Source organism: Enterobacter mori LMG 25706 (genome assembly GCF_000211415.1).
Taxonomy (GTDB): Bacteria; Pseudomonadota; Gammaproteobacteria; order Enterobacterales; family Enterobacteriaceae; genus Enterobacter; species Enterobacter mori.
Genome location: NZ_GL890776.1, coordinates 55,610 through 80,408, shown reverse-complemented (window position 1 = coordinate 80,408; position 24,799 = coordinate 55,610). Strand labels below are relative to the sequence as shown.

28 protein-coding genes, 1 pseudogene and 1 other annotated feature are annotated in these 24,799 nt (G+C 52.5%); of the genes and pseudogenes, 11 read left to right on the top strand and 18 right to left on the bottom strand.

Going from position 1 to position 24,799, the window contains the following annotated elements:
- The 7 genes from pheT to thrS all read right to left on the bottom strand — a co-directional run.
- On the bottom strand, positions 1–1,468 hold a 1,468-nt coding region (gene pheT / locus ENTMO_RS26535; RefSeq protein ID WP_010430171.1), incomplete at its 3' end, for a phenylalanine--tRNA ligase subunit beta.
- 15 nt (positions 1,469–1,483) lie between these two features.
- A complete protein-coding gene (gene pheS, locus ENTMO_RS0110230; RefSeq protein WP_010426091.1) occupies positions 1,484–2,467 on the bottom strand; it encodes a phenylalanine--tRNA ligase subunit alpha in 984 nt (327 codons plus the stop codon).
- 62 nt (positions 2,468–2,529) lie between these two features.
- Positions 2,530–2,654, bottom strand: a sequence feature (Phe leader region).
- The gene (gene pheM, locus ENTMO_RS26110; RefSeq protein WP_001386830.1) at positions 2,605–2,649 is read right to left on the bottom strand and encodes a pheST operon leader peptide PheM; all 45 of its coding nucleotides are present in this window, start codon (positions 2,647–2,649) and stop codon (positions 2,605–2,607) included. Its footprint overlaps the feature before it by 45 nt.
- 117 nt (positions 2,655–2,771) lie before the next feature.
- Positions 2,772–3,128: a 50S ribosomal protein L20 gene (gene rplT / locus ENTMO_RS0110225; protein WP_000124850.1), complete on the bottom strand. Its 357-nt coding sequence runs from the start codon at positions 3,126–3,128 to the stop codon at positions 2,772–2,774.
- A gap of 51 nt (positions 3,129–3,179) precedes the next feature.
- The gene (gene rpmI, locus ENTMO_RS0110220) at positions 3,180–3,377 is read right to left on the bottom strand and encodes a 50S ribosomal protein L35 (RefSeq protein ID WP_003030583.1); all 198 of its coding nucleotides are present in this window, start codon (positions 3,375–3,377) and stop codon (positions 3,180–3,182) included.
- 97 nt (positions 3,378–3,474) lie between these two features.
- Positions 3,475–4,017, bottom strand: coding sequence for a translation initiation factor IF-3 (gene infC / locus ENTMO_RS0110215; RefSeq protein WP_059443439.1), 543 nt, complete (start codon positions 4,015–4,017; stop codon positions 3,475–3,477).
- A 3-nt stretch (positions 4,018–4,020) separates the two neighbouring features.
- Positions 4,021–5,949 (bottom strand): threonine--tRNA ligase, encoded by a 1,929-nt coding sequence (thrS, locus tag ENTMO_RS0110210; protein WP_010430168.1) that lies wholly within the window; start codon positions 5,947–5,949, stop codon positions 4,021–4,023.
- 322 nt (positions 5,950–6,271) lie between these two features.
- Between thrS and yncL the strand changes: the two genes are divergently transcribed.
- Positions 6,272–6,364 (top strand): stress response membrane protein YncL, encoded by a 93-nt coding sequence (gene yncL / locus ENTMO_RS25210; protein WP_071985389.1) that lies wholly within the window; start codon positions 6,272–6,274, stop codon positions 6,362–6,364.
- Positions 6,365–6,463: 99 nt separating this feature from the next.
- Positions 6,464–6,571: a small membrane protein YniD gene (gene yniD, locus ENTMO_RS25910; protein WP_010426102.1), complete on the top strand. Its 108-nt coding sequence runs from the start codon at positions 6,464–6,466 to the stop codon at positions 6,569–6,571.
- A 137-nt stretch (positions 6,572–6,708) separates the two neighbouring features.
- Here the strand turns inward: yniD and ENTMO_RS0110200 are convergent, their stop codons facing one another.
- Positions 6,709–6,909, bottom strand: a complete 201-nt coding sequence (locus tag ENTMO_RS0110200) for a hypothetical protein (protein WP_010426103.1) — start codon at positions 6,907–6,909, stop codon at positions 6,709–6,711.
- A 264-nt stretch (positions 6,910–7,173) separates the two neighbouring features.
- Positions 7,174–7,932 carry a DUF481 domain-containing protein gene (locus ENTMO_RS0110195; RefSeq protein ID WP_010430164.1) on the bottom strand — a complete coding sequence of 253 codons (759 nt, stop codon included), beginning with the start codon at positions 7,930–7,932 and terminating at the stop codon, positions 7,174–7,176.
- Between the two features lie 295 nt (positions 7,933–8,227).
- On the opposite strand from ENTMO_RS0110195, the gene pfkB reads away from it, so the two are divergent.
- From pfkB to ENTMO_RS0110180, 3 genes are all read left to right on the top strand, one after another.
- Positions 8,228–9,160 carry a 6-phosphofructokinase II gene (pfkB, locus tag ENTMO_RS0110190; protein WP_010426105.1) on the top strand — a complete coding sequence of 311 codons (933 nt, stop codon included), beginning with the start codon at positions 8,228–8,230 and terminating at the stop codon, positions 9,158–9,160.
- 105 nt (positions 9,161–9,265) lie between these two features.
- Positions 9,266–9,556, top strand: coding sequence for a type V toxin-antitoxin system endoribonuclease antitoxin GhoS (ghoS, locus tag ENTMO_RS0110185; protein WP_010426107.1), 291 nt, complete (start codon positions 9,266–9,268; stop codon positions 9,554–9,556).
- A 105-nt stretch (positions 9,557–9,661) separates the two neighbouring features.
- The gene (locus ENTMO_RS0110180) at positions 9,662–10,522 is read left to right on the top strand and encodes a fructosamine kinase family protein (RefSeq protein WP_010430160.1); all 861 of its coding nucleotides are present in this window, start codon (positions 9,662–9,664) and stop codon (positions 10,520–10,522) included.
- A 29-nt stretch (positions 10,523–10,551) separates the two neighbouring features.
- Here ENTMO_RS0110180 and ENTMO_RS0110175 read toward each other — a convergent pair whose 3' ends face one another.
- Positions 10,552–11,088 carry a YniB family protein gene (locus ENTMO_RS0110175; protein ID WP_010426111.1) on the bottom strand — a complete coding sequence of 179 codons (537 nt, stop codon included), beginning with the start codon at positions 11,086–11,088 and terminating at the stop codon, positions 10,552–10,554.
- A gap of 148 nt (positions 11,089–11,236) precedes the next feature.
- On the opposite strand from ENTMO_RS0110175, the gene hxpB reads away from it, so the two are divergent.
- The 4 genes from hxpB to tcyP all read left to right on the top strand — a co-directional run bounded on the left by hxpB (position 11,237) and on the right by tcyP (position 15,003).
- The gene (hxpB, locus tag ENTMO_RS0110170) at positions 11,237–11,908 is read left to right on the top strand and encodes a hexitol phosphatase HxpB (RefSeq protein WP_010426112.1); all 672 of its coding nucleotides are present in this window, start codon (positions 11,237–11,239) and stop codon (positions 11,906–11,908) included.
- 129 nt (positions 11,909–12,037) lie between these two features.
- Entirely contained in the window at positions 12,038–12,799 is a 762-nt protein-coding gene (kduD, locus tag ENTMO_RS0110165; RefSeq protein ID WP_010426114.1) for a 2-dehydro-3-deoxy-D-gluconate 5-dehydrogenase KduD, read from the top strand.
- A gap of 94 nt (positions 12,800–12,893) precedes the next feature.
- Positions 12,894–13,484 carry a metal-dependent hydrolase gene (locus ENTMO_RS0110160; RefSeq protein WP_010426116.1) on the top strand — a complete coding sequence of 197 codons (591 nt, stop codon included), beginning with the start codon at positions 12,894–12,896 and terminating at the stop codon, positions 13,482–13,484.
- A gap of 127 nt (positions 13,485–13,611) precedes the next feature.
- A complete protein-coding gene (tcyP, locus tag ENTMO_RS0110155; protein ID WP_010430157.1) occupies positions 13,612–15,003 on the top strand; it encodes a cystine/sulfocysteine:cation symporter in 1,392 nt (463 codons plus the stop codon).
- A gap of 48 nt (positions 15,004–15,051) precedes the next feature.
- Here tcyP and cedA read toward each other — a convergent pair whose 3' ends face one another.
- A complete protein-coding gene (gene cedA, locus ENTMO_RS0110150; RefSeq protein ID WP_256350567.1) occupies positions 15,052–15,327 on the bottom strand; it encodes a cell division activator CedA in 276 nt (91 codons plus the stop codon).
- A 167-nt stretch (positions 15,328–15,494) separates the two neighbouring features.
- On the opposite strand from cedA, the gene katE reads away from it, so the two are divergent.
- Positions 15,495–17,744, top strand: coding sequence for a catalase HPII (gene katE, locus ENTMO_RS0110145; protein ID WP_010426121.1), 2,250 nt, complete (start codon positions 15,495–15,497; stop codon positions 17,742–17,744).
- Between the two features lie 128 nt (positions 17,745–17,872).
- Here katE and chbG read toward each other — a convergent pair whose 3' ends face one another.
- From chbG to osmE, 7 genes and pseudogenes are all read right to left on the bottom strand, one after another.
- Complete coding sequence (chbG, locus tag ENTMO_RS0110140; protein ID WP_010430154.1) at positions 17,873–18,622, bottom strand: chitin disaccharide deacetylase; 750 nt, start codon at positions 18,620–18,622, stop codon at positions 17,873–17,875.
- Between the two features lie 11 nt (positions 18,623–18,633).
- On the bottom strand, positions 18,634–19,989 hold the full coding sequence (locus tag ENTMO_RS0110135) for a 6-phospho-beta-glucosidase (RefSeq protein WP_010430152.1): 1,356 nt from the start codon (positions 19,987–19,989) through the stop codon (positions 18,634–18,636).
- Between the two features lie 110 nt (positions 19,990–20,099).
- A pseudogene (gene chbR, locus ENTMO_RS0110130) lies at positions 20,100–20,936 on the bottom strand (transcriptional regulator ChbR); the annotation flags it as partial.
- An 11-nt stretch (positions 20,937–20,947) separates the two neighbouring features.
- The gene (chbA, locus tag ENTMO_RS0110125) at positions 20,948–21,295 is read right to left on the bottom strand and encodes a PTS N,N'-diacetylchitobiose transporter subunit IIA (protein ID WP_010430147.1); all 348 of its coding nucleotides are present in this window, start codon (positions 21,293–21,295) and stop codon (positions 20,948–20,950) included.
- A gap of 47 nt (positions 21,296–21,342) precedes the next feature.
- Positions 21,343–22,701, bottom strand: coding sequence for a PTS N,N'-diacetylchitobiose transporter subunit IIC (gene chbC, locus ENTMO_RS0110120; protein WP_010430146.1), 1,359 nt, complete (start codon positions 22,699–22,701; stop codon positions 21,343–21,345).
- Between the two features lie 78 nt (positions 22,702–22,779).
- A complete protein-coding gene (locus tag ENTMO_RS0110115; RefSeq protein WP_260591518.1) occupies positions 22,780–23,136 on the bottom strand; it encodes a PTS sugar transporter subunit IIB in 357 nt (118 codons plus the stop codon).
- 241 nt (positions 23,137–23,377) lie between these two features.
- The gene (gene osmE, locus ENTMO_RS0110110) at positions 23,378–23,722 is read right to left on the bottom strand and encodes an osmotically-inducible lipoprotein OsmE (protein ID WP_010430142.1); all 345 of its coding nucleotides are present in this window, start codon (positions 23,720–23,722) and stop codon (positions 23,378–23,380) included.
- Between the two features lie 232 nt (positions 23,723–23,954).
- Between osmE and nadE the strand changes: the two genes are divergently transcribed.
- Entirely contained in the window at positions 23,955–24,782 is an 828-nt protein-coding gene (gene nadE / locus ENTMO_RS0110105) for an ammonia-dependent NAD(+) synthetase (protein WP_010430140.1), read from the top strand.
- The last annotated feature ends 17 nt before the right edge of the window (positions 24,783–24,799 follow it).

Genomic DNA, 24,799 nt, shown 5'->3' with positions numbered 1-24,799 from the left:
CGGGGGGGGTGCCCACCCCCAGCCCCGCCTGTACCGGCTCGTCAGGGATGTTGTTGTAGCCGTAAACGCGGGCCACTTCTTCCACCAGATCTTCTTCAATTTCCATGTCGAAACGCCATGATGGCGCAACGGCTTTCCACTCGTCCAGGCCTTCGGTCACTTCACAGCCCAGACGGGTCAGAATGTCGGTAACCTGTGCATCGGCAACGTGGTGGCCAATCAGGCGATCCAGCTTGCTGCGGCGCAGGGTAATGGTGGCACGCTTAGGCAGCGTCGCTTCGTTGGTCACGTCGATAACCGGACCCGCTTCGCCGCCGCAGATGTCGATCAGCAGGCGAGTCGCACGTTCCATCGCTTTGTACTGCAGAGCCGGGTCAACGCCGCGCTCGTAGCGGTGAGAGGCATCGGTATGCAGACCGTGGCGGCGTGCGCGGCCGGTAATTGAGAGTGGGCTGAAGAACGCGCATTCCAGCAGAACGTTTTGCGTTTCATCGTTCACGCCAGAGTGTTCACCCCCGAAGATACCGCCCATTGCCAGCGCTTTGCTGTGGTCAGCAATCACCAGCGTATCGGCGTTCAGTTTGGCTTCGCTGCCGTCCAGCAGAACCAGGGTTTCGCCCTCTTTCGCCATGCGCACAACGATGCCGCCGTCGATACGATCTTTATCGAACGCGTGCATCGGCTGGCCCAGCTCCAGCAGAACGTAGTTGGTTACGTCAACAACCGCATCGATTGAGCGGATACCGCAGCGACGCAGCTTCTCTTTCATCCACAGCGGCGTTGGCGCCTTAACGTTAATGCCTTTCACCACGCGGCCCAGATAGCGCGGGCAAGCATCCGCAGCCTCAACCTGGATTGGCAGCACGTCACTGATGGTCGCTTCAACCGAAGCAATCTCCGGCGCGTTCAGTTCGGTCTGGTTCAGCACGGCAACGTCACGCGCCACGCCGATGATACCTAAGCAGTCGGCACGGTTTGGCGTGACGCTGATTTCAATGGTGTTGTCGTCAAGCTTCAGGTATTCACGGATATCGGTGCCGATTGGCGCATCCAGCGGCAGCTCAATGATGCCGTTGTGGTCGTCGGAAATACCCAGCTCGGAGAAGGAGCACAGCATGCCTTCAGACGGCTCGCCGCGCAGCTTAGCCGCTTTAATTTTGAAATCGCCCGGCAACACTGCACCGACGGTTGCCACGGCCACTTTCAGCCCCTGACGGCAGTTTGGCGCGCCGCAGACGATATCCAGCAGACGGTCACCGCCCACGTTCACTTTCGTCACGCGCAGTTTGTCGGCGTTAGGGTGCTGTCCGCACTCGACCACTTCACCCACCACCACGCCGGTAAAAGCACCCGAGACAGGATCGACGCCATCAACTTCCAGACCCGCCATGGTGATCTGGTTAGAAAGTGCTTCGCTGTCGAGCGTCGTGTTCACCCATTCGCGTAACCACAGTTCACTGAATTTCATTGTTCTGTCCTGCCCTTATTTAAACTGTTTGAGGAAACGCAGATCGTTTTCGAAGAATGCACGTAAGTCGGTCACGCCGTAGCGCAGCATGGTCAGACGCTCCATGCCCATACCGAAGGCAAAGCCGGAGTACACTTCCGGATCGATACCCACGTTACGCAGCACGTTTGGATGCACCATACCGCAGCCCAGCACTTCCAGCCATTTGCCGTTTTTACCCATCACGTCAACTTCCGCAGACGGTTCGGTGAACGGGAAGTAGGACGGACGGAAACGAACCTGCAGATCTTCCTCAAAGAAGTTGTTCAGGAAATCGTGCAGCGTACCCTTCAGGTTGGTGAAGCTGATGTTTTTATCAACAATCAGACCTTCCATCTGGTGGAACATTGGGGTGTGGGTCTGATCGTAGTCGTTACGATAGACGCGGCCCGGCGCGATAATACGGATTGGCGGCTCCTGATCCTTCATGGTACGGATCTGTACGCCGGAGGTCTGAGTACGCAGCAGACGCGTAGCGTCGAACCAGAAAGTGTCGTGGTCAGCACGTGCCGGATGATGGCCAGGAATGTTCAGGGCATCGAAGTTGTGATAATCATCTTCGATTTCCGGGCCAGTCGCCACGGTAAAGCCGAGCTCACCGAAGAAACTTTCAATGCGATCGATGGTACGGGTTACCGGGTGCAGACCACCGTTTTCAATACGGCGACCGGGCAGAGAAACGTCGATGGTTTCCGCCGCCAGACGCGCATTCAGCACCGCGCTTTCGAGTTCAGCTTTACGCGCGTTCAGCGCCTGCTGTACCTGCTCCTTGGCTTCGTTAATCACCGCACCCGCTGCCGGGCGTTCTTCCGGCGGCAGCTCACGCAGGGTAGTCATTTGAAGGGTTAAATGCCCTTTCTTGCCCAGATATTCGACGCGGACATTGTCTAACGCGGCAACATCTGAGGCCTGGTTAATGGCGGCCGTTGCACTGGCAACCAGCTCTGCGAGATGTGACATGGTTTTCCTCATTATGTCGGTGCAGACACCGATTTGGTGGACTTATTCTCTCGAATTTAGACACAAAAAAAGCCTCCATCAGGAGGCTTATCTGGCGCTGTTTTTCGTTTCATCTTTCACGCGCTAGCCTCCTGAATTCAGGTGCTAAAGTAAAAGAAGAAGCGGAAAATAGCAGCATTCATGCTTGCGTTACCTTGTGTGGTAAAAACCGTGAAGACCTTATTGAAAAGCCTGAACGGGTAAAAGTCAATGTTCTGATGATGTTAAAACAAAAGAGGGAGCAAAGCTCCCTCTCTCAACTGGCTTATGCCAGTGCTGCTTTCGCTTTTTCGACCAGAGCGGTGAACGCTACTTTGTCGAATACTGCGATGTCAGCCAGGATCTTACGGTCGATTTCAACAGAGGCTTTTTTCAGGCCGTTGATGAATTTGCTGTAAGAAATACCGTTCTGACGTGCTGCTGCGTTGATACGCGCAATCCACAGTTGACGGAACTGACGCTTACGCTGACGACGGTCACGGTAAGCGTACTGACCTGCTTTGATAACAGCCTGGAAGGCAACGCGGTATACGCGTGAACGCGCACCGTAGTAGCCTTTAGCTTGTTTCAAAATTTTCTTGTGACGTGCACGTGCAATTACACCACGTTTTACGCGAGCCATGTGTGCTCTCCTGTATCTATATTCTTAGTAAAAAAATTAAACGTTAACGGCTTATGCGTACGGCAGGCACGCGATAACCAGACCCAGATCGCCTTTAGAAACAAGGCCTTTTGGACGCAGGTGACGTTTACGCTTAGTAGATTTTTTGGTCAGAATATGACGCAGGTTTGCGTGCTTACGCTTAAATCCACCACCACCGGTTTTTTTGAAGCGCTTAGCAGCACCGCGTACGGTCTTAATTTTTGGCATCTTAATAACTTCCACTTCGCATTGTTAAATAAACGAAACATAGGCGAACAAAACCTATGAAACCCGAAGGCTCCACAGATTTTGCTGCTTGAAGGCCTTACTGTTTCTTCTTAGGAGCGAGCACCATGATCATCTGGCGGCCTTCGATCTTCGTAGGGAAGGATTCGACTACTGCCAGTTCACTCAGATCTTCACGGACGCGGTTAAGCACTTCCATACCGATCTGTTGGTGGGCCATCTCACGACCGCGGAAACGCAGTGTGATCTTGGCCTTATCGCCATCTTCCAGAAAGCGAATCAGGCTGCGGAGTTTTACCTGATAATCGCCATCGTCGGTACCAGGACGGAATTTGATTTCCTTAACCTGGATAACTTTTTGCTTCTTCTTCTGTTCCTTAGAAGACTTACTCTTTTCATAAAGGAACTTGCCGTAGTCCATGATACGACAAACTGGCGGTTCGGCGTTAGGGCTGATTTCAACTAAATCTACTCCAGCTTCTTCAGCTTTTTCGATCGCTTCTCTCAGACTCACAATCCCCAGTGGTTCACCTTCAAGATCTGTTAAGCGAACTTCCTGGGCGCGAATCTCGCCATTGATACGATTCGGACGTGCCGTTTGAACTCGTTTTCCGCCTTTAATACCTTATTCCTCCAGTTGTTGAAGACTGCGGCTGCGAATCTCTTGTTGCAGCTTCTCAATCACTTCACTTACGTCCAGGCTCCCCAGGTCTTTACCACGGCGGGTGCGAACGGCAACTTTGCCTGCTTCCACCTCTTTATCACCACAGACCAACATATACGGGACACGACGTAAAGTGTGCTCGCGGATTTTAAAGCCAATCTTCTCATTTCTCAAGTCTGCTTTTACGCGAATGCCCGCATTTTGTAGTTTCTGCGTCAATTCTTTAACGTAATCCGCCTGAGAATCGGTAATGTTCATCACCACGACCTGCACTGGCGCAAGCCAGGTTGGGAAGAAGCCCGCGAACTCTTCGGTCAGGATGCCGATGAAGCGCTCCAGAGAACCGAGAATTGCACGGTGAATCATTACCGGTACCTGACGCTCGTTGTCTTCGCCAACATAAGAGGCGCTTAAACGCTGCGGCAGGGAGAAGTCCAGCTGTACAGTACCGCACTGCCATGCGCGATCGAGGCAGTCATACAGGGTAAATTCAATTTTCGGACCGTAGAATGCGCCCTCGCCCAGCTGGTATTCGAACGGAATGCCGTTCTCTTCCAGCGCCACGGCGAGATCCGCTTCTGCGCGATCCCATGTCTCATCACTACCGATACGTTTTTCCGGACGCGTTGAGAGTTTGACCACGATCTTCTCGAAGCCAAAGGTGCTGTACATATCGTAGACCATACGAATACAGGCGTTAACTTCGTCACGGACCTGATCTTCAGTACAGAAGATATGCGCATCATCCTGAGTAAAGCCACGAACGCGCATCAGACCGTGCAGCGCACCTGATGGCTCGTTACGGTGGCAGCTACCGAACTCCGCCATACGCAGCGGCAGGTCGCGGTAGGATTTCAGACCCTGGTTGAAGATCTGAACGTGACCCGGACAGTTCATTGGCTTGATGCAGTACTCACGGTTCTCAGACGAGGTGGTGAACATCGCATCTTTGTAGTTGTCCCAGTGGCCGGTTTTTTCCCACAGCACACGGTCCATCATGAACGGGCCTTTCACTTCCTGGTACTGGTACTCTTTCAGCTTGGAGCGAACGAAGGTTTCCAGTTCACGGAAGATAGTCCAGCCGTCGTTATGCCAGAACACCATACCCGGCGCTTCTTCCTGCATATGATACAGGTCAAGCTGCTTACCGATTTTACGGTGGTCACGCTTCGCAGCCTCTTCCAGGCGCTGCAGGTACGCGCTCAGGGCTTTCTTATCTGCCCATGCGGTACCATAAATACGCTGCAACATCTTGTTGTTGCTGTCGCCACGCCAGTAGGCGCCTGCGATCTTCATCAGCTTGAAGTGATGACAGAAGCGCATGTTCGGCACGTGCGGTCCACGGCACATGTCGACGTATTCTTCGTGATGGTACAAGCCAGGCTTGTCATCATGCGAAATGTTTTCGTCAAGAATAGAGACTTTATAGTTCTCGCCGCGCTTCACGAAGGTTTCACGCGCTTCGTGCCAGCTGACTTTCTTCTTGATGACGTCATAGTTGGTTTCGGCGAGCTCGTGCATACGTTTTTCGAGCGCGTCGATATCTTCCTGGGTCAGGGTATGATCGAGGTCAACGTCATAGTAGAAGCCGTTGTCGATAACCGGGCCGATCGCCATTTTGGTGTTTGGCCACAGCTGTTTAATCGCATGACCTAACAGGTGCGCGCAGGAGTGACGAATGATCTCAAGACCTTCTTCGTCTTTCGCGGTGATGATAGACAGCTTCGCATCGCTCTCGATCAGATCGGACGCATCAACTAGCTCACCATTTACACGGCCAGCGATGGTCGCTTTCGCGAGTCCAGGGCCGATATCCAGGGCAACATCCATTGGGCTAACAGCGTGGTCGTAATGGCGTTGGCTGCCATCAGGAAGAGTAATTACAGGCATTTTATATCCTTATTTGCAGTGATGCCCCACACATAAGAGCATATACAAAGAAAATAATCATTATTTAACAATAGATTGCGAAACCATCTGACCAACAATCGTCAAATTGGCTCGTCATCATGCTCCCGCCGATTTCAGACAAATGCGGATTTACGGCAAGCCCCCTAATGGTAACACTAATGAAAGGGCGAATGCACCCTCTGCGACCAGTTTGAACCTTCACTCATCGGTATGAGTGAACGAACTTTCGCGAACCATGGCTCGCAATTCAAAAGTGCTGAGCTATTCTTGAACAGGTCCTTACACACCCAAGGGGCATCACATGAATGTGTCCAGTAGAACCGTTGTGATATTGAATATCCTTTCCGCTGCCGGTTTAGTGTTGATTCTTGCCGACAGATTCCATTGGTTCTGACATGAATCAATGCCGTTGCATAATCCTTTGTCCCGAATAATGCGCTTTTTACCGCATTTTTTTGGTAGACTGGAACAATAAACTGACAAGGAAGAGGTTATGCCAACAAAACGCTTTGCCGCGAAGCACTGGAAAATGGTGGTCGTATTAATTGCAATCTGCGGTGCAATGTTGTTATTGCGCTGGGCTGCAATGATATGGGGTTAGTGTTAACGCATTGCAAGTAAAAGTAATAAGACATCAAACCCTGAAAACTCTTTGAATATCTTTACAGCATTGCTGTGATGAAAACCGGTACATCACAATCCGGTTTTTTACAGTGAGGTTTAAAACCGAAACACGTATCAGGACCACTCACCGGCAACCAGTGTATGCACGTCAAACGCATCATTCATTGACTGACCGGTAGACTGTGACGCCGGGGCGATGTTTGAACCCGCTTCAACATCAGAGGCGGTGCTAATACCCGTGCGATCAGCAGCGAATACGCCAAAAGAGAGTGCTGAAAGCACCATTGCTGCTGCAGCAGTTTTGATTTTTTTCATCATGATTCTTCTCATACTTAATTAGAGCATAAAGACCTAAGGCTGAATTTTGCCTGTAGTGACAGTGTAGATCTGGATCACACTTTTGCATAGTCAGTTTATTTATCAATTCGTGTCAAATAATCTGAATATTCGGGGAGTGGTGTAATTATGAAGAAAGTATGGAGATATTTTCGGACCAATTATTTTAAAACGCCGTTTAATATAAATCAGCACAATTTCTAAAAATTAAAAAAGGGCCGAAATAATGTCGGCCCATTTAGATTACATTTTATAACCCAAAGAAATTGTCGTCCTGCGGTCGGTATGATCAGGCGCAGTTTCAGGCGGTGCTGAGTTCCAGGTCACGTTGTACGCTACCTTTAACCCAAAGTGTTCATTGATGGCCACATTCAGCGCCGTCTCGGAGTTCAGCGTCGTATCATCAGCACCGAATACCGAAACACCCTGCGTGAATTTGGTGTTGTCGGTCATCTGCCAGGCGTAAGTACCCGACGCATAGCCCAGCGGTTGGGTTTTGGTATCACCGTCGGTGTATTCGTCATAACGTACGCCTGGACCGAATTCAAAACGCAGGCTGTGTACTGGTCCGTTCAGGAACTGGCGACCATAACCTGCAGTGAAGACATCACGCTGCCGGTAGCCGTTATAGCGGTCGGTTAGCCAGCTTGCCTGACCGAACAGGTAATCATAATCGGTCATATTGTAACGACTACGCCCGCCTACGGCGTATTTCTCTGACGATCGCTCGTCATTCGCTGAGGTGTTGCTGGCATTCCCCCACAGTGACCAGGCGGTGGTGTTGCCATACCACGTCAGGGTGCTGTCTGCGGTCAGGGAAGAGCTTTTCGTGTTGCCGGATTGCGCCAGATACCCTGCGTTCAGGTTACCTTCAAAAGGTTTTTGCGCTGTGGAGGGATCGTCCATGACAGTAAAAACGGTATCATCGGCGATTGCATTCATTGACGCAAACACGCCACCCACCAGCATCATTGCAGCGGGTACTGTCTTCAAAAGCTTCATTTTATTAAGGAGTCCATACAACAAAAAAAGAGACCATCACGGTCTCGGAAACTTTCTTGAGGATCAATGACAAGGCGTCCAGAGAAAGGTAACAAATTATAAAAAGCCGCAAATAACATAGCAATGTTTTCTTATTTCATTTTTTGAATAAGAACGATCTCAAAACGACTTTTATTTTATAAAAACAACCCCGTACTTTTGTCAGCATTCATATTTAAAATCATACTGTTATTTACGTTGCCTTCCTGTCGATTGATGCCAGGCTTAAAGGAACCCATGCAAAAAGGAGGTTATGATGGTTCCTGTCTACACGCTGACACTCTCCCCTTCTCTCGATTCCGCTACCTTAACCGCACAGATTTACCCGGAAGGTAAACTACGCTGTAGCGCCCCGGTGTTTGAGCCCGGTGGTGGCGGTATCAACGTCGCACGCGCAATTACCCACCTTGGAGGCAAAGCGACGGCGATTTTTCCTGCCGGTGGTGCCACTGGTGAACATCTGGTGTCTCTGCTGGCAGATGAACAGGTTGCCGTGCAAACCGTCGAGGCCAGCGACTGGACGCGTCAGAACCTGCACGTTCACGTTGAGTCCAGCGGCGAGCAGTACCGTTTTGTTATGCCGGGGGCAAAATTGAGTGATGATGAGTTTCGTCAGCTTGAGGAGAAGGTCCTGACAATTGAAAGGGGCGCTTTGCTGGTGATCAGCGGCAGCCTGCCGCCGGGCGTGAGCACAGAGAAACTCACAGCATTAATTCGGGCAGCCCAGCAACGGGGCATCCGGTGCATTGTCGACAGTTCCGGCGAGGCGTTAAAAGCCGCTCTGGAGCCAGGCAACCTTGAGCTGGTTAAACCCAATCAGAAAGAGCTCAGCGCGCTGGTGAATCGTGAACTCACCCAGCCGGATGACGTCCGTAATGCCGCGCAAGAACTGATACGCAGCGGCAAGGCATTGCGCGTGGTGGTTTCTCTTGGCCCTCAGGGTGCGCTGGCCGTGGATGGAACGGGCTATGTGCAGGTTGTGCCACCCCCCATGAAAAGCCAGAGCACCGTTGGCGCAGGCGACAGTATGGTGGGGGCGATGACGCTGAAACTGGCGCAGGGGGCGTCGCTGCTGGAGATGACGCGCTACGGCGTTGCAGCAGGTAGCGCTGCAACCATCAATCAGGGCACGCGGCTTTGTTCGCTGCCTGACACCGAGAAAATTGTTGATTATCTGTCCCAAAATTAACCGTCCCCTCTCTCTTCCGGGGAGAGGGTAAAGACGAGCTATAGTCGCCAAAAACGTACTATCGACTATGCTAAGAAAACTTTCATGATAACAATGAGGTGAACTATGAGCAGTGGTGACATCACCCGCTACGTCATTACCGTCAACATTCATGAAGCGTTACTGACCGAGCTCAATGAACTCAACAACGCTTTTACACGGGCAAATTTTCTGCTCACCCTCACGGACGACGAGGGCAATATTCATGATTTAGGCACGCTGACATTTGGCCTGATAAGCGCCCTCAGCGACGAGGAAGTTCACGCCCTGGCAAGCAGCCTGGCCGAGAGTGTGACTGACAAGGACGCGGATATTGAGGTAGATACCTGGGAAAGCTGGCGAAAAAAAGAACAATAAGTGCGTTGTATGAATTTAAACCGCTCAGGTGTGCGTTAGTTCGTATTTTTTAACAGCCGTTTTGCGCTAACTTTATGATCTGGCAGACAACATGGGAGAGATATCATGTGGCAGGCTATCAGTCATCTTTTAAGCGAGCAATTAGGTGAAGGTGAAATTGAACTGCGTAATGAACTGCCTGGCGGTGAAATCCACGCCGCGTGGCATTTACGCTACGCGGGGCGCGACCTTTTCGTTAAATGCGATGAACGTGAACTTCTCCCAATCTTCACTGCCGAAGCCGATCAGTTGGATCTGCTGTCGCGCAGCAAAACGGTCACCGTCCCGCACGTCTGGGCCGTGGGCAGTGACCGTGACTACAGTTTTCTGGTCATGGAATATCTCCCCGCTCGCCCACTGGATGCCCATAACGCGTTTATTCTTGGACAGCAGCTAGCACGATTGCACCAGTGGAGCGATCAACCCCAGTTTGGACTCGATTTCGACAACGACCTATCCACCACACCACAGCCGAACGCCTGGCAACGCCGCTGGTCGATCTTCTTTGCAGAGCAACGTATTGGCTGGCAGTTGGAACTGGCGGCAGAGAAAGGTCTGGAATTTGGCAACATTGATGCCATTGTCGAACACGTGCAGCAGCGTCTTGCCGCGCATCAGCCTCAGGCTTCACTCTTGCACGGGGATTTGTGGTCAGATAACTGTGCGCTGGGTCCGAACGGCCCTTATATCTTCGACCCTGCCTGTTACTGGGGTGACAGAGAGTGCGACCTCGCCATGCTGCCACTGCATCCTGAACAGCTGCCGCAGATTTATGACGGATACCAGTCGGTCTCGCCGTTACCGCCTGACTTCCTCGACCGCCAGCCGGTGTATCAACTTTATACCCTGTTGAATCGGGCAATTCTGTTTGGCGGTCAACATCTGGTGAATGCGCAGCGTGCACTGGAGCGGGTACTGGCGGCGTAGCGGGCGGTCATGCACCACCCGCTGTGGCTCTAGATAAAACCGAGCAGAGAGAAAAAGAAATAACCGGCCACGATGATGACTACCGGTAATACATAGAGCGGGAAAATCTGCAGGAAAATCGTGTGACGCGGAACAACAATGCGGGATTCGATTTGCTCGCGGCTCATTCCGTCCGGCCCTTTCGCCTGCTCAAGAATGAGCTGGTCTTCCACACCTTCGCGTAAAAAACGCGTCTGGCGACTCATGCGCGCGCCTGATGCCTGCAATGCCATCGCGATAAAAATCAGCGCGTAAATCACCCAAAAGCCAACATTCGCCTGTTGATGAAAATTCGGTGTCGGTGAGTTAAACCAGAAAAAGTTTAAGAACGGGGTGTTAAAACGCATCATTTCAATCATCACATGCGCGAAATCCAGCATTACCGCATTGATACCCGGCTGCTTTTCACTGTGATCGTACATAAATTTGAGTACGGAAATCAGCGTGGAAATTACAGCCGGAATAAAAATGGCCCAACCGGCAATACGTTTTAAGACAGCGATGCGTCCAGCTTGTTGATACGTCATTCGTTCCCCTTCAAAAAGACGCGTTATTTTTGCCTAAGTCTACCTGCTGCCCATCATTTTCGCCCGTTCTTTAAAAGCATTATGCTAAATTGCAGATTGTGCTTAGCACGTATCGTCTGTCGAACACCTGAGATAAGGAGACGTTGTGATGTCGACACCGCGCCAAATACTTGCCGCCATTTTTGACATGGACGGATTGCTGATTGACTCCGAACCGCTGTGGGATCGGGCTGAACTGGATGTGATGGCGAGCCTCGGCGTCGATATCAGCCGCCGGAACGAGCTTCCCGATACGCTGGGACTTCGCATTGATATGGTTGTAGACCTCTGGTATGCCCACCAGCCATGGATTGGCCCCGGTCGTGACGACGTCACCGCGCGTATTATTAACCGCGCCATTACGCTGGTTGAAGAGCAGAAGCCCCTGCTTCCGGGCGTGCGTGATGCGATCGCCCTGTGCAAGGCGCAAGGATTGAAGGTCGGGCTGGCCTCCGCTTCGCCGCTGCATATGCTGGAAAAAGTGCTGTCCCTGTTCGAACTGCGCGACAGCTTCGACGCGCTGGCCTCAGCCGAGAAACTGCCCTACAGCAAGCCGCACCCTCAGGTCTATATGGACTGCGCCGCAAAACTGGGTCTGGATCCGCTCACCTGCGTGGCGCTGGAAGATTCCGTTAACGGCATGGTGGCCTCCAAAGCCGCACGCATGCGCTCTATCGTTGTGCCTGCCGAAGAAGGCCGCCACGATCCCCGCTTTGCCCTGGCGGATGTGAAACTGGCCTCGCTGGAAGACCTTACGGTTGCCCATCTGCGCGGCGAGTGACCTTCTCTTTCAGGCAGCCCTTCGCTGCCTGAAAGTAAAAATAAAACATCGTTTCATTTAATTGCATTTCCTGCTTTCACCTCCTATTCTTACCTTCAGAATGACAATAACCTTACTTCTGAGGCGCGTATGATACTGGAGTCCTTCACTCTTTCAGGAAAAGTGGCCATCGTCACGGGATGCGATACCGGGCTGGGACAGGGCATGGCCGTGGCGCTCGCACAAGCCGGATGCGATATTGTTGGCGTGAACCGTAAAGTTCCCGACGAAACGGCCGCGCGCATCACCGCTCTCGGGCGTCGATTTATGGCGATTCGGGCCGATCTCGGTCAACAAGAAAGCATTCAGCGCGTAGTGGATAGCGCTGTCGCCGAGATGGGACGCGTCGATATTCTGGTGAATAACGCCGGGACCATACGTCGGGAGGATGCCCTGGCATTCAGTGAAAAAGACTGGGACGATGTTGTTAACCTGAATCTCAAATCGGTTTTTTTCCTCTCTCAGGCGGTGGCCAAACAGTTTATCCAGCAGGGTCAGGGTGGGAAAATCATCAATATTGCCTCGATGCTTTCATTCCAGGGGGGGATCCGCGTGCCTTCTTACACCGCGTCTAAAAGCGGTGTTCTGGGTATCACGCGCCTGCTCGCCAACGAATGGGCTACGCATGGCATCAACGTGAACGCCATTGCGCCGGGTTATATGGCGACCAATAACACGCAGCAGTTGCGCGATGATGAACAGCGTAGCCAGGCGATCCTGGAGCGTATCCCGGCCGGGCGCTGGGGATTGCCGGAGGATTTGCAAGGTCCGGTTGTTTTCCTTGCCTCTGCTGCATCGGATTATGTCAACGGTCACACCCTGGCCGTAGACGGTGGCTGGCTGGCGCGCTGACGCCGCTTTGTGACAAAGAGTTACACCGTCACCTCTTCCGCGCACTGTATAAAAACCCTATACTGTATGAATTGACAGTTTGTTGGGTTTTATCATGACGGCGGAAGGCCACCTGCTTTTTTCAATTGCATGCGCAGTGTTTGCCAAAAACGCTGAACTGACCCCTGTGCTGGCACAGGGTGACTGGTGGCATATCGTCCCTTCCGCCGTATTAACCTGTCTCCTGCCGGACATCGATCACCCCAAGTCGTTTCTTGGACAACGGTTGAAGTGGATCGCCAAACCCATTGCCAGAGCGTTTGGCCATCGTGGGTTTACCCACAGCCTGCTGGCCGTGTTTGCCCTGCTTACCCTGTTCTATTTAAAAGTGCCTGAAAGCTGGATAGTGCCGGCAGATGCCATACAGGGGATGGTGCTCGGCTATTTAAGCCATATTCTTGCCGATATGCTGACGCCTGCCGGTGTCCCCCTCCTGTGGCCCTGCCGGTGGCGTTTCCGTTTTCCCATTCTCGCCCCGCAAAAAGGCAATCAGCTGGAGCGCGTTTTGTGCATGGCACTCTTCGCGTACGCCGTCTGGATGCCGCAGACGTTGCCCGAAAATGGTGCAGTTCGCTGGTCATCGCAGATGATCAATTCGCTGCAATTTCAGTTCAATCGTTTCATTCATCACCAGATTGAACAGTAAACAAACAAAATAATCACGTTTGTCATAAACCATTCCATTTGGATATAAGCGCTGCATCACACTTCTGCTAACCTTGCGCCATCAGGATCGGTAAAAACCGGCCGTATAATAAATCAGGAGAACGGGGATGAATTTTCCACTCATCGCGAACATTATTGTGTTCGTTGTATTGCTATTGCTTCTCGCGCAGGCGCGCCACAAACAGTGGAGCCTGGCGAAAAAAGTGCTGGTCGGTTTGGTCATGGGTGTGGCCTTTGGTCTGGCATTACACGCTGTTTACGGCTCCGATAACCCGGTACTGAAAGATTCCATTCAATGGTTCAACATTGTCGGTAACGGTTACGTGCAGCTGCTGCAAATGATTGTGATGCCGCTGGTGTTCGCGTCTATTCTGAGCGCAGTTGCTCGTCTGCATAATGCGACTCAGCTGGGGAAAATCAGCTTCCTGACTATCGGTACGCTGCTGTTCACCACGCTGATTGCCGCGCTGGTGGGCGTGCTGGTGACCAACCTGTTTGGCCTGACCGCTGAAGGTCTGGTCCAGGGTACGGCTGAAACCGCGCGTCTGACGGCGATTCAAACCAACTATGTTGGCAAAGTGGCCGACCTGACGGTTCCGCAGATGGTGCTCTCCTTTATTCCTAAAAACCCGTTTGCTGACCTGACCGGCGCAAGCCCAACCTCCATCATCAGCGTGGTGATCTTCGCCGCGTTCCTGGGTGTGGCTGCGTTGAAGCTGCTGAAAGACGATGCGCCAAAAGGTGAACGCGTGCTGACCGCTATCGATACCCTGCAGAGCTGGGTAATGAAGCTGGTCCGTCTGGTCATGCAGCTGACGCCTTACGGTGTGCTGGCACTGATGACCAAAGTGGTTGCGGGATCAAACCTGCAGGACATCATCAAGCTGGGCAGCTTTGTCGTCGCCTCTTACCTGGGTCTGGGCATCATGTTTGTGGTGCACGGCATCCTGCTGGGCGTGAACGGCGTCAGCCCGCTGAAATACTTCCGTAAAGTGTGGCCAGTGCTGACCTTCGCGTTTACCAGCCGTTCCAGTGCAGCGTCTATTCCGCTGAATGTGGAAGCGCAAACGCGTCGCCTGGGCGTTCCTGAGTCCATCGCCAGCTTCTCTGCTTCCTTTGGTGCCACCATTGGACAGAACGGCTGTGCAGGTCTGTACCCGGCAATGCTGGCCGTAATGGTCGCGCCGACTGTGGGTATCAACCCGCTGGATCCGGTGTGGATTGCCACCCTGGTGGGCATTGTGACCATCAGCTCCGCAGGCGTTGCGGGTGTCGGTGGTGGTGCAACCTTCGCCGCACTGATTGTGCTGCCTGCGCTGGGTCTGCCTGTGACGCTGGTTGCGCTGCTGATCTCCGTTGAACCGCTGATCGACATGGGACGTACCGCGCTGAACGTGAGTGGCTCCATGACCGCCGGTACGCTAACTAGCCAGTGGCTGAAGCAGACCGACAAAGCGATTCTGGACAGTGAAGACGACGCCGAACTGGCGCACCGTTAATCACTGTTGAAATAAAAAAACCGCCTGATGGCGGTTTTTTTATGGCTGTTATTCTTCAACCTCTTCATCCTGGCGGATCTGCATCGCCCACCGTTGCGCTGACTCCGGCACCGTAAACGTGGGAGAGCGGCGGAAATGTTCGCCGATCAGCACAAAGGCCACGTATTTACCCCGTAACTGCCAGACGTCGCGAAAACCATCCACTTTCAGGGCATGGTCAGGCGGCGCGGGCTCAACGCGGGGCACATAGCTAATAACCTGGCGGTTTTGTTGACGAAGAGGTTTCATAAGCGACGGGTTCACTAAAGCAAATTCTTGAAGCAGGAAAATTCTATGATAGCCGATCCGACTACCTTCCGTCGCGCTCCGAGTGGGTGAGATGGCTCCTTTCGTTAATGACGGCATGTGAAAACTCTTAGTTGGCGAGCCATCTCACGACATTGTTCTATCCTTAATAGGGTTTTTAGCAATGGATAAAGGAGAAACGTGCAATGTCGAACAAAGATAAAACACATCAATCACCGATTCATGGCACTGAAGAATCGCAACCGGGTATGGACTCTCTCGCTCCAGCTGACGGCTCTCACCGCCCCTCACCGGGCCCTTCCGCCCCTGGCGAGCAGCCTACCGCACCGGGAAGCATGAAATCGCCGGATACGGGGAACGAGAAGCTGAAATCGCTTGAGCCACACCGTAAAGGTAGCGAAGGTTTTGCGCTCACGACCAATCAGGGCGTGCGTATTGCTGACGATCAGAACTCCCTTCGCGCAGGCACACGTGGGCCAACCCTGCTGGAAGATTTCATCCTGCGGGAAAAGATTACCCATTTTGACCACGAGCGCATACCGGAACGCATCGTTCACGCGCGCGGCTCGGCTGCGCACGGATACTTCCAGCCCTATAAAAGTCTGAAAGACATTACCAAAGCGGATTTCCTCTCCGACCCGGATAAAATCACCCCGGTGTTTGTGCGCTTTTCTACCGTGCAGGGTGGCGCTGGCTCGGCCGACACGGTGCGCGATATCCGCGGTTTTGCCACCAAATTTTATACCGAAGAAGGTATTTTCGACCTGGTCGGCAACAATACCCCGGTGTTTTTCATTCAGGATGCGCATAAATTTCCTGACTTTGTCCATGCGGTAAAACCGGAGCCCCACTGGGCCATACCGCAGGGACAAAGTGCGCACGACACCTTCTGGGACTACGTCTCGCTACAGCCAGAAACATTGCACAACGTGATGTGGGCAATGTCAGACCGCGGCATTCCGCGCAGCTATCGCACCATGGAAGGGTTTGGCATCCACACCTTCCGCCTGATTAACGCGGAAGGCAAAGCCACTTTCGTGCGCTTCCACTGGAAACCTGTGGCGGGTAAAGCGTCGCTGGTGTGGGATGAAGCGCAGAAGCTGACTGGCCGCGATCCTGATTTCCACCGCCGCGAGCTGTGGGAATCCATTGAAGCCGGAGACTTCCCGGAATACGAACTGGGGTTACAGTTGATTCCGGAAGAGGACGAGTTCAAATTTGATTTCGACCTGCTTGATCCGACTAAACTCATTCCTGAGGAACTGGTGCCGGTTCAGCTGGTAGGGAAAATGGTGCTCAACCGTAATCCGGATAATTTCTTTGCCGAGAATGAACAGGCCGCCTTCCACCCGGGCCATATTGTCCCCGGTCTGGATTTCACCAACGACCCGCTGTTACAGGGTCGTCTGTTCTCCTACACCGACACGCAGATTAGCCGTCTCGGCGGACCGAACTTCCACGAAATCCCCATTAACCGCCCTACCTGCCCGTATCACAATTTCCAGCGCGACGGGATGCATCGCCAGGATATCGACACCAACCCGGCGAACTACGAACCGAACTCGATCAACGATAACTGGCCGCGTGAAACACCACCGGGCCCGAAACGTGGCGGGTTTGAGTCGTATCAGGAACGCGTCGAGGGGACCAAAATTCGCGAACGCAGCCCATCCTTCGGTGAGTATTACGCCCATCCTCGCCTGTTCTGGAACAGCCAGACCCCGATTGAGCAGCAGCATATCATCGGCGGCTTCAGCTTTGAGCTGAGCAAAGTGGTGCGCACCTACATCCGCGAGCGCGTGGTTGATCAGCTGGCGCGAATCGATATCCAGCTGGCGCAGAGCGTCGCCGATAACCTTGGTATTACCCTGACCGATGAGCAACGTAACGCAGCTCCACCGAAAGACGTTAACGGGCTGAAAAAGGATCCGTCTCTGAGCCTGTACGCCGTACCGGGCGGTTCGATTAAGGGCCGCGTGGTCGCCATCCTTTTGAACGATAAAACTCGCGCCAGCGACGTGCTGGGGATTATGCAGGCGCTGAAAAGCCAGGGCGTGCATGCGAAACTGCTTTATTCCCGTATGGGCGAAGTGACCGCCGATGATGGCTCCGTGCTGCCGGTGGCGGCGACCTTTGCCGGGGCGCCTTCGCTGACCGTTGATGCGGTGATTGTGCCGTGTGGAGATATTGACAGCCTGCTGACCAACGGTGACGCCGTGTATTATCTGCTGGAAGCCTATAAGCATCTGAAACCGATCGCCCTGGCAGGCGATGCGCGACAGTTTAAGGCGAAGCTGAAGGTGGCCGATCAGGGTGAGGACGGCATTGTCGAGGGCGATAACGTTGACGCTGCCTTTATGACGAAGCTGTTTGATTTACTCGCCGCGCACCGCGTCTGGTCGCGCAGCAGTAAGATCGATCACATTCCGGCGTAAACAATACCCTCACCCCGGCCCTCTCCCTGAAAGGGAGAGGGAGAAATGCTGACCTGTGCTGGCATGACAAACCGCACCGCCCAGTGCCCTCGCCCCTTTGGGGAGAGGGTTAGGGTGAGGGGGATTTCTCACAAATCTCTGAACGTCCCCAACCGATACCCTCGCTCGGCAATCGCATACTTCAGCGACGCCGACGTCAGCACATCCAGTTCCACCAGACGCGGCCAGCAGTAGGCACTTTTCCGCACGGTATTATCGACAAATGCCGGGTGCGCCATCACCTCTACGGACTTTTCACCGCGAGCGGCGGACTCATCCAGCACCTTCAGGAACAGCGCTTCGTCGATCTCGTCGCCGTAAAATGCACTGCTGAATCCATCTGTTGATTTCACAGCGCAGTCCGGCACGCCGGGCACCTCACGATCCACGCGGATCGCGACGCCTTTACGCTGTGCAAACTCCGCGACAATCGGGAAAATCGCCGGGATCATGTGCACGTGGTGATGGCTATCGATGTGCGTCGGCTCCCTGCCAAACACATCAACAAAGCGGTTAAACTGGCAATCCAGTTCACGGGTAATCTCTTCGAGCGGCAGAGCGCCCTGCTCTGCCATTTCCCAAATCCATTTCCCTAACTGCCCGTCACGCGTCAGACCCGGCATCGGTGAAAGCGGCATACCCAGCGTCAGAACAAAATGCATGCCCACACCCAGCCCGGGAACGTCCCGACTTAGCTGAGCCGCATGTTCAACCGCCTCGCCGTTAATCAACGCCGTGGTTGAACTCACCACACCCCGACGACAGGCTTCAATGATGCCGTAGTTCTGCCCTTTCGACAGGCCAAAATCATCGGCGTTTACGATCAGCAGGTTTTCCATCGTACATCCTCTTAACGGTGGGTGAACTTCAGTTTCTCAACCGTTGCAGCAAAGTTTGGCAGCCATTTTTCATGCGCCAGGATCATCTCACTCGCCAGCTGCTCCGCATCACGGTCGGAATGCACCAGCGGACTGAGGTTCAGGGCCAGAAGCACATCATTCAGTTCACCGCTCAACGCCGCATTGCTTGCTGCCACCTCAAAGCCTTTGATGGTGTGGATCAGGCCCATCACTTTGTCATCAAAGTGAGTAATACGCGGGTGCGGTTTCGCGCCATAGCGACCCAGAATGCAGGTCATCTCAACGGCCCAGTCAGCCGGGATATTATCAATGTGGCCATGATGCGGCACGTTGACGTAGTGCTCAGCCTGCTTGTCGTTGTAAATGGCGTTAATCACTTCGCAGGCCGCATCGGAATAGTATGCCCCGCCGCGCTGCTCCAGCTCTTTCGGCTTAACATTAAGATTTGGATCTTTATACAAATCAAACAGCTGCTTCTCAACTTTTTGTACCACCTGGGCACGCGCGCCGCCTTTATAGTACTCGCCCATTTCGATAGCCAGCATCTCTTTCTGCTTGAAATAGTAGAGCAGGTACGAGCACGGCAGCAGGTTCAGGGAGCGGATCAGCCCTTCACTGAATGGCAGATCGAAAATGTTCTTCACGGATGCGGCGGTCAGTCGACCTGAAGCAACACCGTCGAGCAGTTCGGCAAAGCGCGACGTGCCGTTAACGATCACGTCTTTGATAAACACCATGTGGTTCAGGCCGAACAGATCGATGGAGAGCTCGTCGTTGTCGGTCAGCGCCAGCACGTCGCGGATAAACATCTTCATGCCAATCGGGATATTACAGACGCCGATAAAGCGTTTGAAACCGGTGTGGCGATAGACTGCCTCAGTCACCATTCCCGCCGGGTTGGTGAAGTTAATCACCCACGCATTCGGGCAAATCTCTTCCACGTCTTTGATGATGTCGAAAATCACCGGTATGGTACGCAGACCTTTAAACAGACCGCCCGCACCGTTGGTTTCCTGTCCCAGATAGCCGTGGCTCAGCGGAATACGCTCATCCAGCTCGCGTGCTTTCAGCTGGCCGACGCGCAGCTGGGTGGTGACGAAATCAGCATCTTTCAGCGCCAGACGGCGATCCAGCGTTTTATGTACGGTCAATGGCACACCGGCTTTCTCAACCATACGTTTACACAGGTCGAAAATAATATTCAGCTTTTCCTGACCTTCTTCTACATCCACCAGCCATAATTCGCTGACCGGTAATTCATGATAACGTTTCAGGAAACCTTCCAGTAATTCCGGGGTATAGCTGCTGCCGCCACCAATGGTTACGACTTTTAATTTCTGTTGCATAATATCTCCCTTAGCGTATCAGGTTAACCGCCTGCAAGGTATAGCGTTCTCTTCCCGCTATTTGGGCAAGCAATTACGTCAATATTCGTGGCGAATTAAATCGCCGGGTATTAATTAATTACCGTCAGATTTTTGCGGTAACTGTTTGGTGTGAACGAAGTAAACTTCTTAAACGTTTTAATAAACAGACTGGGGCTACTGTAACCTGACTCATAAGCAATATCGGTGACAGAGTAATTGGTAATTTCCAGCTGTTTCTTGGCAAAGTTAATGCGGATTTCATTAATGATTTGCACAGGCGTTTTACGATAATAACGCTGCGTCGCGCGGGTTAAATACTCCTGCGACTTGCCCGACAACGAAACCATATTTTCCAGCGCGTTGTCGCTGAATTGCCCTTTGTCGTGCATGAGCTCAACGGTGCTGCGAAGCCACTGTGGGATATCATCAATGACCTGCTGTTCTTCGCGATGATGGCGAAGGCGGTTCATCACATAAAACGTCACGGTTTCAATAAACTCGTCGAACTCATTGTCGCGGAAGTTGAGTGAGGCAATAACCGTTTCGATCCAGGTCATGAACTCGTTTTTGACGCGATAGACTTGTGACGCCACGAAGCAGAACGGTACCAGCGGCAGATAATGTTTCTCAAAGAAGCGTCGGCTGACGCCCACATTCAGAATGCGTGTAGCACCAAACTCGTAAAAGCTCTGATGATAGGACCCCATCGGCAGGAAGACAAAATCTCCGCGCTCCAGCAACACGCGCTTACCGTTGATCTCCTGGTAGTAGCGGCCGGTCAGAACAATCGTGAACTCGTAGTAGTCATGCTGGTGCAGACCACTGGCGCTCTCCGTCTTGTTGTAAATAGCCACGTGAAAATTCTTGCCATTAAACAGCTGCTGCTCAAGTGCGGTTTTAATTTCCATCGTGCTGACCTCCTGCTGCCTGACCTGACTTACTGCATCTTCTCGTGAAGCTCGATTAACTCTGCCACCAGCTCGCGCGCCAGCATAGAGGTCATCAGATGATCCTGAGCATGTACCAGCACCAGGCTCACCTTCATTTTCCCTTCGCCCTGGTCGCCTTCGATGAGCTTCGTCTGCACCAGATGCGCTTCATTCAGTGCAAGACGGGACTGGTCCATCATGGTTTTTGCTGCAGCGAAATCACCCTGCTTGGCCTGCTTCAGCGCGGCATATGCCAGGCTGCGTGCCTGCCCAGAGTTGATGATAAGCCCCATCACCACTTCTTCCAGATCGTTCTCTACGGTTTCGTCTGCGACAATACTATCCAAATCTAACATCGTTAAGCTCCTTTTAGCTGGCGCGGGTTGCCCCGCACCGTGCAATTTTAGAATTTCAGTGCGAGGGCGATATCCTCTTCGCTCTCTTCTTCATCGATAACGGTTGCCGCTTTGTTCGCTATTGCCACGAATGGCATGTAAAGCAGGGTTGCAATCCCGAGGTTGAATATCGCCAGCAGGAAGGCCGCGACGCTACCGTTGGTGTTAAAGAACGCGCCCAGACCGGCTGGCATGGTCCACGGTGCAATGTTGGTCACCGGTGGGATAATGCCCAGGTAGTACGCGGTCAGGGTGATTGCCGCCAGCAGCGGTTGCACCAGGATGAATGGAATGAACATCACTGGGTTCATGATGATTGGCAGACCAAACAGAATCGGTTCGTTAATCTGGAAGATGCCTGACGGCAGCGCCAGCTTCGCAACCTGACGATGATCGGCACGACGAGAGACAATAAAGACCGCGATGATCAGACCTAACGTCGCCCCGGTACCCCCCAGGAAGATATAGGAGTCAAGCATCGGCTTCGCCCACACATGGAAGGTTTTACCGGCTGCCAGCGCCGCATCAACGGAGCCGTACTGCTGATAAAGCGCAACGTTTTCCAGTGCCCAAGGGGTCATGATACCGCTGTCCAGCGCCGCCAGTGCCAGTGAACCATGCACGCCGAAGAACCACAGCAGGGAGGTAAAGATGACATACGCCCAACCCACCACTCCACCCATTGACGCCAGCGGCGTAGAGATAGAGTCCATAATGATCTGGTGGAAGTTTGTGCCCCAGTGAGAGAGCGCCCAGGCGATAATCCCCATAATGGAGAGAATAATGAAGCCTGGAATCAACGCGGAAAATGAACGAGATACCGATGCCGGAACGCTATCCGGCAGACGGATAACCCAGTTGCGGCGAATAATAAACGTGAACATTTCCGCAACGACCAGACCGATAACAATACCCGAAATAATATTAGCGCCACCCAGCCAGTTAGCACCGACAGCATAAGCCTCGCCGACGCTGTATGGGGTAACCGTCATAAATGCTGCGACAGAGAGTAAACCTGCGGCCAGAGGATCCACTTTACGCTCTTCAGCCAGCGCCATCCCGATAAAGAAAGGCGCCATCAGCGACATAATACCCAACGTGCCGTTGTATACGTTGCCGCCGATGGCTTTAAGACCATTAAGGGTTTCAATAGTGGAAGCGTCTAACCGAATTCCTAATGAATAAAAGAAGGAACCTTCACCAAAGCTCAGAAAAACGTTGTTAATTAAAACGAACATTGCCCCGGCCAGCGTCAACGGCATTAATTTAATAAAGCCGTTTTTGATGGCATTAACGTGAGGCTGCTTTCCTATTTTAACAGCAAAAGGAAGGAGTACCTTTTCAAGTGAAGCGATGACTTTACTCATAGGAAAATACCCTTAAATGCCGTAACGCATGTTACGGCGTATTGTGTGAAATAACTCTTTGACGGGAAAAATAAATAATTAATTAGCAGCTTTTTTAATGGCTGCAACAGCAGCTTTTAATACACCTAAACCATCAATCTTACCGTACAGCCCCGAGTCGATGACTTCGACCGGTTTATGAGGCAGCAAACGCTGAATTTCTGGCAACATATAAGCGATTTGCGGCCCCAGTAAAATAACATCTGCTGTCTGGCCCTTTTCGCCCGCCAGCGTCTCTGGAAACGCCTCGATCACCACAGGAACTTCATACTTTTCGGCCTGCGCACGCATCTTGGAAACCAGAAGTGAGGTTGACATGCCCGCAGAACAGAACAGATAGATATGTTTCTTTTCCATAATAACTTCCCTCTTGTGTGCCCCCCGCCGTCGCGCTATCACTCGACTTGCTATCCCGGCTGACGGGTAGGTTGCTTACTGTTGTTTGTCGTTGAAACGAGTATACGCAATGGTACAAGGAGGGGATAATTCTGGATAGGGTCAAATTGTCTCTCATTGACCTGGCTTGTTGACTCTCTTCACATTTCGGGCAAATAATTCGCGCAAAGAAATAAGATTTACGTATGCATAAAAAAACCGGCCACCTGGCCGGTTAGTTAACATCCTCAGGCAAGCGCGGTTACTGCGCCTTAGGGGCCTGTGGATCGGTGTCGTATTCTGCACAGGTCTGATAGCCGGAGTTAATCACATGACCGGTATCATCCAGCGCGACAAAGTAGGTCTCTGCCTTACCATCACGTTGACCCAGTATGTAGGTCTGACAGGTTCCCTTAGCATGAATCATGGTGACTTCAGAAGAAGGTTTACCTGCAATTGCAGCAACCTGCGAACGCGTCATCCCTTTTTTGACGTCTTTTACAACTGGCTGGGTAAACTGATCTTTGGTGCGATCGTAAGCCGTACACCCTGCCAGCATAGTCAGTACCGCCGCTGCGCTTAAAATTCCTGCTACGTTCTTGTTCATATTCCGTCCTCTTGTTTATCAGCGTGTTAACTAAGCATGGGATAAAAAATACTATTGTTCAACTTTGCGAGTTACGCCACACGAATTTCGGAAAATTCTAATAAAACAACGATAAGCTGCTAAAGCGGCGCAATTTAGCGCACTCGAAACTGTGATCCTTGTCGTTTTCCGCCCAAAGGGTTAGTTTTAACAGATAACATTTTTCTGTCTCGTTCTGCATAGGGAGGGCGTAATGGCTCTGCAACAACAGATTATCCAGGCGCTGGGCGCGAAACCTGCAGTAGATGCAAATGAAGAGATCCGCCGAAGCGTTGATTTTTTGAAGTCCTACCTAAAAACTAACGCTTTCCTGAAGTCACTGGTGCTGGGCATCAGCGGCGGCCAGGACTCTACGCTGACCGGCAAACTGTGCCAGATGGCCATTTCAGAGCTGCGTGAAGAAACGGGTGATAATGCGCTGCAGTTTATCGCCGTGCGCCTTCCTTATGGTGTGCAGGCCGACGAACAAGATTGCCAGGACGCGATTACCTTCATTCAGCCCGACCGTGTTCTGACCGTGAACATTAAAGGTTCCGTGCTGGCGAGCGAGCAGGCGCTGCGCGAAGCCGGTATCGAGCTGAGCGATTTCGTACGCGGCAACGAAAAAGCGCGTGAGCGTATGAAAGCGCAGTACAGCATTGCGGGCATGACCAAAGGTGTTGTTGTCGGCACCGATCACGCAGCGGAAGCGGTCACCGGTTTCTTTACCAAATACGGCGACGGCGGCACCGACATTAATCCGATCTTCCGCCTCAACAAGCGTCAGGGTAAACAGCTTCTCGCCGCACTTGGCTGCCCGGAGCATTTATACAAGAAGGCGCCAGCCGCCGATCTGGAAGACGATCGCCCTTCCCTGCCGGATGAAGCCGCACTGGGCGTGACCTATGACAATATTGACGACTATCTGGAAGGCAAACAGCTGGATGAAGGTACCGCGAAGATTATCGAAGGCTGGTATCTGAAAACCGAGCACAAGCGTCACACGCCGATTACGGTGTTTGACGATTTCTGGAAGAAATAAAAGCAAAACGGTAACCT

Coding starts and splice junctions, on each gene's coding strand:
- yniD (WP_010426102.1), top strand. CDS start 6,464: ATGCCAACAAAACGCTTTGCCGCGAAGCACTGGAAAATGGTGGTCGTA.
- chbC (WP_010430146.1), bottom strand. CDS start 22,701: ATGAGTAAAGTCATCGCTTCACTTGAAAAGGTACTCCTTCCTTTTGCT.
- ghoS (WP_010426107.1), top strand. CDS start 9,266: ATGAGCAGTGGTGACATCACCCGCTACGTCATTACCGTCAACATTCAT.
- ENTMO_RS0110175 (WP_010426111.1), bottom strand. CDS start 11,088: ATGACGTATCAACAAGCTGGACGCATCGCTGTCTTAAAACGTATTGCC.
- yncL (WP_071985389.1), top strand. CDS start 6,272: ATGAATGTGTCCAGTAGAACCGTTGTGATATTGAATATCCTTTCCGCT.
- nadE (WP_010430140.1), top strand. CDS start 23,955: ATGGCTCTGCAACAACAGATTATCCAGGCGCTGGGCGCGAAACCTGCA.
- osmE (WP_010430142.1), bottom strand. CDS start 23,722: ATGAACAAGAACGTAGCAGGAATTTTAAGCGCAGCGGCGGTACTGACT.
- chbA (WP_010430147.1), bottom strand. CDS start 21,295: ATGTTAGATTTGGATAGTATTGTCGCAGACGAAACCGTAGAGAACGAT.
- ENTMO_RS0110180 (WP_010430160.1), top strand. CDS start 9,662: ATGTGGCAGGCTATCAGTCATCTTTTAAGCGAGCAATTAGGTGAAGGT.
- tcyP (WP_010430157.1), top strand. CDS start 13,612: ATGAATTTTCCACTCATCGCGAACATTATTGTGTTCGTTGTATTGCTA.
- ENTMO_RS0110160 (WP_010426116.1), top strand. CDS start 12,894: ATGACGGCGGAAGGCCACCTGCTTTTTTCAATTGCATGCGCAGTGTTT.
- ENTMO_RS0110135 (WP_010430152.1), bottom strand. CDS start 19,989: ATGCAACAGAAATTAAAAGTCGTAACCATTGGTGGCGGCAGCAGCTAT.
- katE (WP_010426121.1), top strand. CDS start 15,495: ATGTCGAACAAAGATAAAACACATCAATCACCGATTCATGGCACTGAA.
- thrS (WP_010430168.1), bottom strand. CDS start 5,949: ATGCCTGTAATTACTCTTCCTGATGGCAGCCAACGCCATTACGACCAC.
- pheS (WP_010426091.1), bottom strand. CDS start 2,467: ATGTCACATCTCGCAGAGCTGGTTGCCAGTGCAACGGCCGCCATTAAC.
- chbG (WP_010430154.1), bottom strand. CDS start 18,622: ATGGAAAACCTGCTGATCGTAAACGCCGATGATTTTGGCCTGTCGAAA.
- rplT (WP_000124850.1), bottom strand. CDS start 3,128: ATGGCTCGCGTAAAACGTGGTGTAATTGCACGTGCACGTCACAAGAAA.
- hxpB (WP_010426112.1), top strand. CDS start 11,237: ATGTCGACACCGCGCCAAATACTTGCCGCCATTTTTGACATGGACGGA.
- kduD (WP_010426114.1), top strand. CDS start 12,038: ATGATACTGGAGTCCTTCACTCTTTCAGGAAAAGTGGCCATCGTCACG.
- ENTMO_RS0110195 (WP_010430164.1), bottom strand. CDS start 7,932: ATGAAGCTTTTGAAGACAGTACCCGCTGCAATGATGCTGGTGGGTGGC.
- pfkB (WP_010426105.1), top strand. CDS start 8,228: ATGGTTCCTGTCTACACGCTGACACTCTCCCCTTCTCTCGATTCCGCT.
- ENTMO_RS0110200 (WP_010426103.1), bottom strand. CDS start 6,909: ATGAAAAAAATCAAAACTGCTGCAGCAGCAATGGTGCTTTCAGCACTC.
- rpmI (WP_003030583.1), bottom strand. CDS start 3,377: ATGCCAAAAATTAAGACCGTACGCGGTGCTGCTAAGCGCTTCAAAAAA.